Genomic DNA, 13,370 nt, shown 5'->3' with positions numbered 1-13,370 from the left:
ACCCCCGGTCCCTAGTGGGTGTGTCGGGAGAGTTCGGCGGTGGCCGCCGTCTCGCGGCGCTGGGCCCGCAGCAGCCGGCGGCCCTGCTCGCCCTTGATCCAGGTGTGGGAGCCGGGCTTGCGTGCCTCGTTCACCAGCTGCTTGACGGTGAGCCTGCACACGAGTTCCTTCACCTTCGCGCCTGTCCGGCCGCCGAGGTGGAGCCGCTTCGCGGTGTCGTCCTTGTGGGCGAACTGGAAGATGCCCGCGCGGCGCCCGAGGCTGATGCACTGGCCGGCGAACCCCATGTCGACCGGTGCGGGAAGCCTGCCCGCGATGTGGCTGAGCACCGTGTCGGCGGCGATCGCGCCCAGTGGGCCCGCGGCCTGGCAGCTCATCCGGAACGGCATGTCCGACGGTGCCGCCGAGTCCCCGGCGGCGACGATCCGCTCGTCGTCGAGGCTCGTCAGGGTCTCGTCGGTGAGCAGGCGGCCCAGGGAGTCGGTGCTGAGCCCGCTGCGGGCCGCCAGGTCCGGCACGCCGAAACCGGCGGTCCAGACGGTGACCTCGCTCGGCAGCTCACGGCCGTCGCCGAGCCGTACGGTGTCGCCGGTCACCTCCGTGACCTTCGTACCGGGGCCCTGGAGCACGGTCACCCCGAGGCCGGCCAGCCGCCCGGCGACCGAGCGGCGGCCGTTCGGGTGCAGATAGGGCCCGAGCTGCCCGCCGCAGACCAGGGTCACGGTGCGGCCCGCCTCCGCCAGCTCGGCGGCGGTCTCGATGCCGGTCGGCCCGGCTCCGACCACTGTCACAGGGGCCGTGGCGGGAGCGGCGTCGAGGACCGACCGCAGCCGCTGGGCTTCCTCGAACGTGGCGATCGGCCGGGCGAACTCGGCCGCTCCGGGGACGCCCGGGTCGGCGCTGCCGCTGCCCACCGCGTAGATCAGGTGGTCGTAGCCGACCGTGCCGCCGCTCGCCAGCTCCACGCCGCGCCCCGTCGCGTCGATCCGGGTCACGGTGTCGACCACCAGCCGGACGCGCTCGCCCAGGATCTTCCGGTAGTCGTCGACGGCCGAGTGCGTCCCGCCCGCCAGCTGGTGCAGCCGGATCCGCTCGACGAAGTCCGGGCGGGCGTTGATCAGCGTCACGGTCACGTCGTCGCGCTGGGTCAGCCGGTTGGCGGCCATGACGCCGGCGTAACCGCCGCCGATCACGACGACCTCGGTGTTCTCAGTGATGTTCTCAGCGGTGTTCTCAGCCATGGTTTCTCTCCTCCGCTTTCAGGGATTCGCAGGTCAGGAATGTGCACGCGGGACGGATCAGCCGAGGCGCTGCGGCGCCGAGCCGGGGAGCGGGGTGGAGTCCAGGTACCGGACCTCGTAGACGCGTTCGCTGAACTTCCAGCCGTCGGCGGTGCGCTCGTAACGGTCGTGGTAGACGGCGTGGTTCAGGTGCGAGCTGCCGTCGCGCATCCGTCCGAACTCCTGGATGTACGCCCGGCCGGCAGCGGTGTCGCCGTCCAGCCGGATGACGCCCGGGTGGACGTTCTGCACGAAGAACTCCCAGAGCGACTGGCCCCACTCGATCCCCGCGCGGATCTCCTCGTGACCGACGAACTCCTTGTCGATGTGCGGCCAGCTCATCGTGCCCTCGGGCGTGAACAGCGAGACGACGCGGCCGAAGTCACGCATCATCACCGCGTCCGTCAGCTCCGCTCGCAGCGCCTCTATCTCGACGCGATCGGTGATGGCCCGTATGTCGCCCATCGGTTCCCTCCCCGTCCATGTCCATGTGTGCGTCAGGCGGGGGCCGCCTGACCGGTGGTCATGGATCCAGCATCGGGGTGGGCGGCAGGCGGAACAATGTAAGGTTCCTCGGGCTATCCATAATGTGGCGGTTATATATGGGTGGTGGTTGTGCAGGGGTGGGGGGCGTCCATGGGTGGGGGTTGTGCATGGAACTGCGTGACATCGAGATCTTCCTGACCTTGGCCGAGGAACTGCACTTCGGCCGCACCGCGGAGCGGCTCCATGTGTCCCAGGCCCGCGTCAGCCAGGCCATCGCCAAGCAGGAACGACGCCTCGGCGTCGTCCTGTTCGACCGCACCAGCCGCCACGTCGCGCTGACCCCGGTCGGCCGGCGCCTCCGCGAGGACCTCCAGCAGGCTGTCGACCTCCTCCGGGAGGGGCTGGCTCGTGCCGAGGCGGCCGGCGCGGGGACGGGACAGACCCTGCGCCTGGGTGTGTTCGGCCATGCCGGCCACGAACTGCGCCCCCTCATCGAGGCCTTCCGCTCCCGCCACCCGGGCAGCGATGTCCAGTTCGGCGAGATCAACGGCAGCGACCCGTTCGGCGCGCTGCGCACCGGAGAGCACGACGCGCACGTGCTGTGGCTTCCGGTGGCCGAACCGGATCTCACGGTCGGCCCGACCGTGCTGACCGGAGGCCGCGTGCTCGCCGTGGCGGCGGACCATCCGCTGGCCGAGCGCGGCACCGCGTCACTGGAGGACCTCGGCGACAACCATGTCGTCGACCTCGGCCCAGGCGCCCCCGAGTACTGGGTCACGACCATGGTCCCCACGCGTACGCCGCTCGGCCGCCGAATCCCGCGCGGGCCCGCCGCGCGGACCTTCCACGAGGTGCTCTCCCTGGTCGCCTCCGGACAGTGTGTCCACCCGCTGGGCGAGATCGCCGCCCGCTACAACCGTCCCCCCGGCATCGTCTTCCTCCCCCTTCGCGACGCCCCCACCGTCCACTGGGCCCTGACGTGGCGAACCTCCGCCGACGGCCCCACCCTCCGCGCACTGGCCCAGACCGCCGCCGACCTCGGTCCCGTCTCCCTGTGACAGCGGACGACGGGCAGCCGGCAGGACGGCGCGAGCCCCGTCGGTTCCCGGGATCGATCGTCTAGTTGCTCGTGAGGACGACGAGTCGCTGCGTCGCCCGGGTCATCGCGACGTAGCGATCCACCGCACCCTCGATGCCCTCGCCGAACGACTCCGGGTCGATGACGACCACCAGGTCGAATTCGAGCCCCTTGGACAGCTCCGGGGTGAGTGACCGCACTCGGGAGGTCGCTTCGTACCCCGGGTCGCCGATGACGCACGCGATGCCGTCCGCGTGTGAGGCGAGCCAGGTGTCGAGGACGTCGTCCAGGTCGGACACGGAACCGTGGACGACAGGAACCCCGCCGCTACGGATGGACGTCGGGACGTTGGCGTCGGGGAGGGCGGCCCGGATGACAGGCGCGGCCTCCGCCATGATCTCTTCCGGCGTCCGGTAGTTGATGGTGAGGGAGGCCAGGGTGACCCGGTCGAGCCCGACCCGCGCCAGCCGTTCCTCCCACGACTCCGTGAACCCGTGCCGGGCCTGCGCACGGTCCCCGACGATCGTGAAACTCCGCGAGGGGCACCGCAGAAGCAGCATCTGCCACTCCGCGTCGGTCAGTTCCTGTGCCTCGTCCACGACGATGTGCGCGAACGGACCGGCGAGCAGGTCCGGGTCCGCGGTGAGCAGTTCGGACTCGTCGACCAGGCTGACCTTGGCATCCTGGCCGCGCAACATCCTGACCAGGCCCACCCCCTCGTCCCCGTCGGCGCCGGAGGCGGACGCCGCGTCGATGAGGTTGTCGACGACCTGGTCCATACGCTCGCGCTGGGCGGCGAGGACGGTGTCGTGCCTGCGCTTGCGCCGGGCCGCCTCCGGGTCGCCGAGGCGCTGGCGGGCCGCGTCGAGGTACGGCAGGTCGGACACCGTCCAGGCGTGGGCGTCCGCGCGCTGGAGTGTCCGTACGTCGTCGGGGCCGAGCCAGGGCGCGCACATCCGCAGATAGGCGGGGACGGACCACAGGTCTCCGACCACGTCGGTCGCTTCGAGGAGCGGCCAGGCGCTGTTGAAGGCGGCGAGCAACTCACCGTCCCGGGCAAGGGACTTGCGCAGTCGGTCGGGCGAGACGCCGAGGTCGTTGTCGGGGTCGGCCGCCTCGTGCTTCTCGGCGAGGATCGTCAGCAGTTCCTCCCAGACCTGGTCGCGGGCCTCGTTGTGGGGCACACCGGGTGCCGATTCGAAGGCGACGGCCCAGTCACCGGCGGTCAGCCGGATGTCGGACCAGGGGGTCGAGACCGTGAGCCCCCGGGTCGGCGGCTCCTCGTAGAAGGCGACCGCCTTCTCGATGGCACTCACCAACTCCACGGACGACTTCAGCCGGGCCACGTCCGGGTCGGACTCGACCGCCGCCGACGCCCCCTCGTCGACGAGGTCCCGCAGGGTGCAGGTCTGCACGCCCTCCTCGCCGAGGCTGGGGAGGACATCGGCGACGTAGGAGAGGTAAGGCCGATGCGGACCGACGAAGAGGACACCGCCGCCACGGCGCTGGTGACCGAGACGCGGGTCGGCGTAGAGAAGGTAGGCGGACCGGTGCAGTGCGACGACGGTCTTACCGGTCCCCGGCCCGCCGTCGACGACGAGCGCACCCCGCGAACCGGCACGGATGATGGCGTCCTGGTCGGCCTGGATGGTGCCGAGGACATCACGCATGCGCGGCGAACGATTCCCGCCGAGACTGGCGATGAAGGCGGACTGGTCGTCGAGGGCGGCGGAGTGTTCGTCGAACTCGCCCGCCGCGAACACCTCGTCCCAGTAGTCGCTGATCCGGCCGTCGGTCCAGCGGTACCGGCGCCGGCTCGCCAGCCCCATCGGGTTGCCGTGGGTGGCGCCGAAGAACGGCTCGGCGGCGGGCGAACGCCAGTCGAGCAGCAGCCGACGCCCGCTGCTGTCGGTGAGGCCGAGCCGTCCGACGTACACGGGCTGCTCGGGATCACCGGCGCCGACCATGTTCCCGAGGCAGAGGTCGAGCCCGAAGCGGCGCAGCGCGCGCAGCCGACCGGTGAGCCGATGGATCTCGGTGTCCCGGTCCATGGCCTCGCGCCCGGTACCGCCGGGCGCCCTGCGTGTGGCGTCGAGCCGGTCGGACAGCTCGGCGATCGTCTGCTCCAGACACTCCGCGATGGCGGCGAAGTGCCGCTCGTCGCGGGAGATCAGCTTCGGGTCGGCCTTGGCGGAGAGCCGCTCGGGAAGGTCGAAAGCACTGGTGGCGGCGGTCAGAGGTGTCACTGAATCAGCTCCGGTCCGTGTCGAGCAGCAGCTTCGCGGCGACGGTCGCGCCGTCGGTACGGACGGTGGCGGCCACGGCGGTGGCCCGTTCGCGGGTCTCGGGGGCGAGGGCGACGGTGAGCGCGGCGGAGAGGGACTCGAAGGTCGGCGTGGGACCGTCGTGCACCGCCCCGATGCCCAACTCGGCGATCCGGGCGCCCCAGTAGGGCTGGTCCACGAGCTGCGGCACGATCACCTGGGGCGCACCGGCCCGCGCGGCCGTGGTCGTCGTACCGGCGCCGCCGTGGTGCACGACGGCGGCCGTACGGGGGAACAGCGCCTGGTGGTTGACGTCGCCGACGACGAAACAGTCGTCCTGCTCGTCGACGAGCCCGAGGTCGGCCCACCCGCGCCCGAGGAGCACCCGCCGCCCCTGCGCACGCACGGCCTCGACGGCGACCTGGCCGACGTCGGCCGACTCCCGCATGGGCATGCTGCCGAACCCGACGTACACGGGCGGCTCACCGCCCGCCAGGAACGCCGACAGCTCGTCGGACAGGGGCCGTTCATCGGGCAGCATCCAGGCACCGGTCTGCACGACGTCGAGGTCGAGGCCGGGGTCGGAGGGCTCGGGCCAAGGGGCGAGAACCGGATCGGCGGCGAGCAACGGCCGCTCGGTGAAGACATGCCGGACGATGTCGTCCACGACGGCCTGCCCGACCGCCTGCCGATGGGAGTTGATGCCGGGCCCGTAAAGAAGGCTGAAGTTCTCGGAGTTGATCTCCCAGAGCACCCGGTTGTCGGTCTCGTCGGGCGGGAACGCCCGCCCGGGCAGCGCGTGCGGCCTGTGGTGGAGGGACGGCAGCATGGTCGGGAAGTAGGCCACGTAGGAGAAGGGAACGCCGAGCGTCTCGGCCACGGACCGGGCGGCGGCCACGGCAGGAACGAGCCCGGTGGCGACGACGGCATCACACCCCTCGGCTCCCGCCAGGACCGCCTCGTACTGAGCGGCGGTCAGTGCGGCTGCCCGCGCGGGCAGCCCCTCCGGTGTCATCGGAGCGCCCCCGGTCACCACCGCACGCACCGGATCGGCGGCCGGCACGAACTCCACCCCGACCCCGGCCAGCAACTTCGCGAACTCCTCGTCCGCCGGCGCACACACCCGCACCTCGGCACCGAGTCCCCGCAGCGCGACGGCGAGCGCGGCCATCGGCTGGACATCCCCGCGCGACCCATAGGTGGACAGCAGAACACGCACTACGCGACTCCCCGTTTCCGCAGCGATCCGGCCTGGACATCGGCCTGGAACGGAGATTCTGCGGGACAACGGGGGCCTTGCCGCAAGCCCCCCTGTGCGCTATATCTTGAGTATGGCAAGGGGTTCAGAACTCCTTGCCTTTGCTTTTTTTGCAGCCGGCCCGCGTTGACGGGCCGGTTACGTCTGCGGCATTTGGGAGAAACACCCTGCCCGTTCTCTTTACGCCATCCGGCGCCATCGTGGCGACCCGCGCAGGAAGAGAACGCGATGACGGACACGGACAGAGACACAGGCAGCGACCTGGAGGGCACAGTCCCGGAGGGCTACTCCCCCCGGCTCTACAACGAGGACCTCGCCCCGGCCACCGAGCGCAAGTGGGGCGCGTTCAGCATCTTCAACGTGTGGACCTCGGACGTACACAGCCTGTACGGCTACTTCCTCGCCGCGAGCCTGTTCCTGGTCGCCGGTAACACCTTCAAGTTCCTGGTCGGCATCGGTGTGGGATCGCTGGTCATCTACTACCTGATGACGCTGATCGGCAAGGCGGGTGTGAAGACGGGCGTCCCGTACCCCGTCCTGGCCCGCGCCTCCTTCGGCACCTTCGGCGCCAACGTCCCCGCCCTGGTCCGCGCCGTGGTCGCCACCTTCTGGTACGGCGCCCAGACCAGCGCGGCGGCGGGCGCGATCGTGGCCTTCCTGATCCGTTACGACGGCCCGAAGGACCTGCACGAGACGACCCGCCTCTTCGACCACAGCGGCCTGGAAGTGATCTGCTACCTGGCGGTCTGGGCCGCCCAACTCCTCATCATCAGCAAGGGGATGGAGACGGTCCGCCGGTTCCAGGACTTCGCGGGCCCGGCGGTCTGGCTGATGATGCTGGTGCTGGCGGTGGCCCTGTCGGTGAAGGCGGGCACGCTCTCCTTCTCCGTCGACATGCCGGCCAAGGACCTGGCCGCGCTGGCGAAGAACGCGACGGGCCTGGACGTGACGCCGGGTTCGTTCGCCGCGATAGCGGCCATCGCGGCGACCTGGGTGACGTACTTCGCCGCGCTGTTCCTGAACTTCGGCGACTTCGCCCGCTTCACCCCGGACGAGAAGACCCTCAAGAAGGGCAACGTCTGGGGCCTGCCGGTGAATCTGATCCTGTTCTCCCTCGTAGCGGCGCTGACAACGGCCTCCGCCAGCAAGGTGTACGGCGAGGTCATCCTGGAACCGGCGGCGATCTCGGCGAAGTTCGACAGCGCGTTCCTGGTCCTCCTGGCCGCCCTGACCTTCGCGGTGGCAACGCTCGGCATCAACGTCGTCGCCAACTTCGTGAGCCCGGCCTTCGACTTCGCCAACGTCGCCCCGAAGCACATCAGTTTCAAACGAGGCGGCCTGATAGCAGCGCTGATCGCCCTGCTCCTCTACCCCCTCCACCCCTGGGACAACGCCCCGAGCTTCGTCAACGCCATCGGCTCGACGATGGGCCCGATCTTCGGCGTGGTCGTCGTCGACTACTACCTCCTCCGCAAGGCGCAGCTGAACGTCCCCGACCTCTACAAGGAGGACGGCGAGTTCCGCTTCCAGGGCGGCTGGAATGTGCGGGCCTTCGCGGCGGCGGCGGTCGGCGCGGTCTTCTCCAGCATCCTGCCGACGTACGGGCCGTCCGGGTACGGGGCGGCACTCGGGCCGTACTCCTGGTTCATCGGGGTGCTGGTCGCGGGGACGATCTACTTCGGGGTGAGCGGGGGGAAGAGCCCGCTGGCGGGGCGGCCGGGAGCTTCGGCGGCTCCGGAGACTTCGGCGACGCCTGCGGCCTGAGGAGGGCGAGCGGCCTGCGGAAACGTAACAGCACACTCGTTCGAGTGAATGGCTCCGGATTCCGCATCTGGGCCGCCCGTCTACTCTGGGACTGTCGCGCTGAGCGAAGGAGGTCTGACATGGCGACGGCGGAGCCGATCATCATGCCGGGTTACCAGGGCGAGGCCATTCACGGCCCGTACGACGATCCTGATGATCCCGACGGCGAGCGCTACGAGAGGCGTATGCGCGAGTACCTGGGCGGCGCAAGCGTCGAGCAGGCCTTCGAGCTGTTCAGTGCGGCGGCCCCTGAGGGCTGGCGCGTAGAGCTGGTCGAAGGGGAGATCTACGTGGTGCCACCGGCGAATGGGGAGCACGAGGAGATCGTGTCCGAGCTCAGCGGGCAGGTCCGGGATCACGACAAGAAGCTGGGCCGCTACACCGGCATCGGTCTGAACGTTCCCGGGGCTTCCGAGACCGGCCATGTCATCCCCGACCTGGTCGTCGCACCCAAGGGCAGCTTCGACGACGAGGAGGAGTGGCACGATTCGGCCCCCGTACTCCTGGTGGCCGAGGTCACCTCGACCTCGACCGCCGCACGCGACCGTGACAAGAAGATCCTTGGGTACGCCCGTGCCGGTATCCCCGTCTACCTGGTGATCGACCGGGAGGAGGGCGAGGTCCTGGTGTACTCCGAGCCGTCGGGCGACGACTACGCCAAGAGCCTCAAGCACAAACTGGGCCTGACCGTGCCCTTGCCCGCGCCCCTGGAGTTCGAGCTGGACACGGCGGAGTTCTGAGGGCGGGCGCGGCTCTGAGTACCGATCCCGGCTGATCACGCCGACGGCAGGTTCAGTACCTCCGTGCGGTAGCGGGCCACCGCTGCCAACGAGGCTTCCGGCTCGGCGGCGAGCTTGGCTCGGGCGGTGGTGAGGCGGTCGACCGGGTCCGGGCCCACAGCGCGTACCCGATTTAGGCGCTGGGCGATGTCGGAGTCCGAGCCCTCCGTGAAGGTGCGCAGGAGAGTGGCGCCCAGGGAGAGGAACGCGCGTACCTGTGTCACCGCGTGAGCCGTCTCGTACTCGTCCGGGTCGATACCAGGGGCATCGAGGAGAGCGGCCTCCCATTCACCGACGGAGGCCGGCGCCTGGGAGGCTCTGGCTATCCAGTGCGCGGCGGACGGGCCCCGTTCGCCGGTGAGAGTGGTGGCATACCGGGTCTGTGCGGAGAGGACAGCGCGGGCGTCGTCCTCGATCAGTGTGGACATCAGACGCCGCATGTCCGTGGTGTTGTGCAGGGTGCGATGCGTGGCGAGGCTCATCACCGACCGCAGCAGTTCGCGAGGCAGCCCGCCGGACAGCACCTGGCACAGCCACAGATACGGTTCCGGCAGCCAGACACCCCGCAGTTCGAGGAGCCGGCGCGCCTGGTCGAGTCCGAGGGGTCCTACGGCGACGACCCGGTCGAAGGCGCTGTCGAATGTGGTGCGTACGTCGAGGGTGTGCCGTCCGAAGGCGGTGAGTGCGTCTTCGGAGACGGTGACGAGGAAGTGGCAGTCCGGAACTCCGAAGACGGCCTTGAGGTCGTTCAGGAAGCGTTCGGCCTCCTGCGCGCTGCCGAGTTTGTCGAGTTCGTCGATGCCGATGACGACACGTCCTCCGAGATCCCGCCGTTCCGCAGCCACCTGGTTGAGCAAGGTGCGGAAACGGGCGACCAGCTCAGGGTGGGTGAGGATCTGCCGGGTGTGCTGGACCTGCGATCCGTCGGCGACCTGGAGTCCGGCGGGCAGCGCGAGCTGGGCGTTGCGGGTGCGCATCACCGTCAACTGGTAGTGGAGGGTGCGCAGATGGTCGGCGGCCAGGGCGACGGCCTGGGTACGGCCGGAACGGACTCCGATGCGCCGCCCCGCTCGCACTGGGAGCAGCAGCTCCCACACGACACCGGCCACGAGGAGCAGGACGCCTCCGGCGACCAGGAGGTTGTGCGTGTGCTCCGTGATCGTGCGCGCGGCGCTGGTGAGTTCTGACCTGAGCAGCGTGAGGACGAGAAGTGCGACGCCCGCGAGGGTGGTGAGGGCGGCGCCCGTGTGCAGGGCCAGTGACTTGCGGCGCCCCAGGTCCGGGCCCGGGCGTCCGTCGTCGGCAGGTCCGTCCCCGGTGACCTTGCGGCACACCTCGGCGAACAGATGGATCAGGAATTCGCGGGGATCGTAGGAGGTCGGGGCGGGCACCAGGACGAGCAGGTCGTCGGCCTTGGACGTGGGACCGGGGGTGCAGAACCGCTGCATCAGGCTGGACTTCCCCGCCCCGCGCTGCCCGCTGACACCGATGCTGCCGGTCTTCAGCGCCCCGAGGTGAAAAGCGACCTCGTCGGCAGCCACCGTACCGACGAACTGGTCCGAGCTGCGGCTGCCGGTGAGCCGGGAGGAGTCTATGGCGGGCAGAGCGGGGGTGGTGGGCGAGGTCCCGGCGTTCTCGCTCACCCGCAGCCGGTCCCGGATCAACGGCATCACACCGTCCCGGGCCAGCGCGGTCACCCAGTCCTGGCGGGCCTGGAGGGCGGCGTTGCGGAGTCGGAGGTGGGCGGCGGGGACGTCGGGCCAGGCGTTGGGATCGTCGCCGAGAGCGGCTTGGGCCCTGACCACGTAGGGGCGGGCGTAGAGCCAGGCCCAGAGAGAGACTGTGGCGAGGGCGGCCGAGATCACGGCCACGGTCTTCATGTGGTTCGGAAGGACGAGGGGGTCGAGGAAGAAGAAGGCGGTGACCCAGACGAGAGGGACCTTGAGCAAGGTCTCGTCTCTGACGCCGACCGGCCTCGCCTGGGCGATCGCCGATGCGCGGGCGATGTGCAACACGCTGAAGGAGAACGCGCCGCCCGTCATGGTCCACAGCAGCAGGAAGGTCAGGTCCCGGTCGATCAGCAGCAGGGCTGCCTCGTACGCTACGACCCCCGTGACCACGGCCAGGGCCGAGTAGAACCGGGCCAGGCCTCGCTTGGCCCATCCCGGCACGGGCACCGCGCGGACCAGTCGCTCCCGGGCGCTGTGGTAGCGCAGGTATGGATCGAGGCCCGAGTCCGCCACGACCCGCAGTTCCCCGGCGAGTACGCCGTCGGTCAGCTCCGCGATGCGTTCCGACTCGTGCGCGTACGCGTCCGGGGCGCCGTCCGACATGTACGCGAGGTAGGACACGGACTCCGGGCGGGTCAGTACCTCGTCCCGTATCTCGCTCTGGATCCGCCTTGCGGCTCGGACGTGCGAGAGGCGGCTGGTCCCCCGGACGACGAGGGCCTGGCGGACCAGGTCGTGGCGGAAGGCGTAGCAGCCGTTGCCGTATCCGTCTGCGGGGACGAGCAGCCCTTGCTTCTGTGCCTCTGCCAGGAACCGGGCCAGCCGAAAAGGCAGCCGCCCCTTCACGGCGAGGGCGAGGTGGGTTAGGCGGTAGCGTCCCCACGCGCTGTCGATCATTAAGGTGCCGAAGAGACCCGAGACCGCTGCTACCCAGGTGGGCCATGGCAGTTCGACCCCGATCCCGAAGGCGTTCAGACCGGGTTGGCTCAAGGGGAGCAGGACAAGGAGAGCACCGGCCGCCGCCCTGGCGAGTGCGGCCCACAGATCGGTGCGCAGCTGTCCGGCCCGGGGCACATGACGGGGTTCGGCGGCCCGGTTGGTGACCGCGACGACGAGCGCGGCCAGGGTGCAGCCGGTCAGCGTGTCGATGTTCGGGCCGGGCACGGAGGTGGGGGAGTTGTTCGGCCGCAGGAAGAAGGACGGAATTATGAAGAGCGAGAGAACATTCAGGTAGAGGCCGAACATCAGGGTGCGGGTCCAGCCGGTGACGTTGGCATGCGCCGACCGCGACGTGGTCCTGATCCTGCGTTGCCCGAATCGCCTGGGCAGTAGTTGGTCGTCCTCCGTACGCGGGGCGCCGACCCGGACGCCCAGAGCCGCGAAAAGCAGGAGGAACCTCACTCCCAGCGACCTGTCCTCCGTCATGACGAGAAGCGCCGGAAGCCCCAGCAGTACGGCGCACAGAATCCGTCGTACGCGTGCCGAGCCGTACCGGTTCGCCATCCGCCACCACAACAGCAGCCCGTCGTTCTCGCGCCCCATCGCGTCGGTGAGCAGTTCGAGGCGCTGTCTTCCGGTTGCGCCCCAGCCCTCGATGCTCGCCGTCGGGTCGGCGGTGCTGAGGATCCTCTGCCGGATCGATGCGACGTCGGGCAGTCGGGTGTGGTCGGTCAGCTCCGCCGGGTTCCGGTGGCTGTTGCCCGCGTACCCGTTCACCGCGAGGGACAGGAGCCATGGCGAGGAGAGCGCCTCGGCCAGCGGCCCGTGCGGTTCCTCTTCGACAGCCTGGGCGACAGGGCGCCAGCGCTCCTCGTCCGCCTGGCGCAGGTGGTCGGTGACGGTGGCCGTCGGCAGCGGCCCCAGCAACGCCGTCAGATGAAGGGGACTCCTCAGCGGACCGTCCCCGTCCAGTTCGAGGAAGGCCGAGGTACGGCAGGTCAGGACATAGCCGTCGAATCCGTTGAGCCAGTGCAGCAAAAAGGGTATGGCGGTGCCTCCCTGAGAGGCCGGAAGCTCGTCCAACCCGTCGATCACCGGTAGGACGCGCCGATGCTGGACCAGCCCACGAACGGCTGTCTGGCGGAGCCCGTAACGGTCCGCGAGGCATGCGGTGAACCAGTCCTCCAGCCTCTCCGACGCCGGATTCCAGGAGGAGAGGGCGACCATCACGGGCACGGGCCCCATGCCCGGTGGCTGAGACCCCGACCGCCAGAGCAGGTCGATCACGAGCCTGCGTGCGGTGGTGGTCTTGCCCGACCCCGGATCTCCGAGCAGAACGAGGCGTTTGCGGCGCAGTTCGTCCAACCGGCCCGCGAGTTCCACGAGCGTCTGGTCGGATGCCCGGCCGACTCCCGATGACGCCAAGGCGAGGGGAGGGCTCAGGGTCTCTCCCAGGCGGCGCAGTTGCTCGGACTCCACCGCCATGACCCGGTCCCGAAGCAGTTCGGCGGACGAGTGGAGAAGGCCTGGGTTGAGCGGTCGTGCGTCCCGGTGGAGCCGGATGCTCCTGGTCAGCAGGGCAAGGCCCGCGAGTCCGGCGATCAGTGAGAGTACGACACTGCTCGTGCCCGCGCCCATGGACCAGGCCGCTGCGGCTGAGGCCGTGACGGCGGCTCCGGCCGTCACCCGAGCGAACGTCCAAGCCCAGCGTGAATCCCCCGAATTGCTCACGCGCGCATTTTCCCGGACGGGC

8 protein-coding genes are annotated in these 13,370 nt (G+C 70.0%); 3 read left to right on the top strand and 5 right to left on the bottom strand.

Going from position 1 to position 13,370, the window contains the following annotated elements:
* Positions 1–11: 11 nt before the first annotated feature.
* Both OG787_RS23425 and OG787_RS23420 read right to left on the bottom strand, forming a co-directional pair.
* A complete protein-coding gene (locus OG787_RS23425; protein WP_369029274.1) occupies positions 12–1,217 on the bottom strand; it encodes an NAD(P)/FAD-dependent oxidoreductase in 1,206 nt (401 codons plus the stop codon).
* A gap of 81 nt (positions 1,218–1,298) precedes the next feature.
* Positions 1,299–1,745 (bottom strand): nuclear transport factor 2 family protein, encoded by a 447-nt coding sequence (locus OG787_RS23420; RefSeq protein WP_405536281.1) that lies wholly within the window; start codon positions 1,743–1,745, stop codon positions 1,299–1,301.
* 188 nt (positions 1,746–1,933) lie between these two features.
* Between OG787_RS23420 and OG787_RS23415 the strand changes: the two genes are divergently transcribed.
* Positions 1,934–2,824 (top strand): LysR family transcriptional regulator, encoded by an 891-nt coding sequence (locus tag OG787_RS23415; RefSeq protein WP_405536280.1) that lies wholly within the window; start codon positions 1,934–1,936, stop codon positions 2,822–2,824.
* A gap of 61 nt (positions 2,825–2,885) precedes the next feature.
* On the opposite strand, the gene helR is transcribed toward OG787_RS23415, so the two are convergent.
* Both helR and OG787_RS23405 read right to left on the bottom strand, forming a co-directional pair.
* On the bottom strand, positions 2,886–5,090 hold the full coding sequence (gene helR, locus OG787_RS23410) for an RNA polymerase recycling motor ATPase HelR (RefSeq protein WP_405536279.1): 2,205 nt from the start codon (positions 5,088–5,090) through the stop codon (positions 2,886–2,888).
* Between the two features lie 4 nt (positions 5,091–5,094).
* Positions 5,095–6,327 (bottom strand): glycosyltransferase, encoded by a 1,233-nt coding sequence (locus OG787_RS23405; RefSeq protein WP_405536278.1) that lies wholly within the window; start codon positions 6,325–6,327, stop codon positions 5,095–5,097.
* A 267-nt stretch (positions 6,328–6,594) separates the two neighbouring features.
* Here OG787_RS23405 and OG787_RS23400 point away from each other — a divergent pair, with 267 nt between their 5' ends.
* Entirely contained in the window at positions 6,595–8,130 is a 1,536-nt protein-coding gene (locus OG787_RS23400; protein ID WP_405536277.1) for an NCS1 family nucleobase:cation symporter-1, read from the top strand.
* 224 nt (positions 8,131–8,354) lie between these two features.
* A complete protein-coding gene (locus tag OG787_RS23395) occupies positions 8,355–8,909 on the top strand; it encodes a Uma2 family endonuclease (protein WP_369029275.1) in 555 nt (184 codons plus the stop codon).
* 35 nt (positions 8,910–8,944) lie between these two features.
* Here the strand turns inward: OG787_RS23395 and OG787_RS23390 are convergent, their stop codons facing one another.
* Positions 8,945–13,303, bottom strand: coding sequence for an NACHT domain-containing NTPase (locus tag OG787_RS23390; protein WP_369029249.1), 4,359 nt, complete (start codon positions 13,301–13,303; stop codon positions 8,945–8,947).
* Between the last annotated feature and the right edge of the window lie 67 nt (positions 13,304–13,370).

The sequence above is a fragment of the Streptomyces sp. NBC_00075 genome, from assembly GCF_045041225.1.
Lineage (GTDB): Bacteria > Actinomycetota > Actinomycetes > Streptomycetales > Streptomycetaceae > Streptomyces > Streptomyces adonidis.
Note: the sequence above shows the minus strand (reverse complement) of the source record. Positions and strands in the feature narration are given on the sequence as shown.

Excerpts from the sequence above, each read along its gene's own strand:
- OG787_RS23420 (WP_405536281.1), bottom strand. The coding sequence starts at position 1,745 with ATGGGCGACATACGGGCCATCACCGATCGCGTCGAGATAGAGGCGCTG.
- OG787_RS23415 (WP_405536280.1), top strand. The coding sequence starts at position 1,934 with ATGGAACTGCGTGACATCGAGATCTTCCTGACCTTGGCCGAGGAACTG.
- OG787_RS23400 (WP_405536277.1), top strand. The coding sequence starts at position 6,595 with ATGACGGACACGGACAGAGACACAGGCAGCGACCTGGAGGGCACAGTC.
- OG787_RS23395 (WP_369029275.1), top strand. The coding sequence starts at position 8,355 with ATGCGCGAGTACCTGGGCGGCGCAAGCGTCGAGCAGGCCTTCGAGCTG.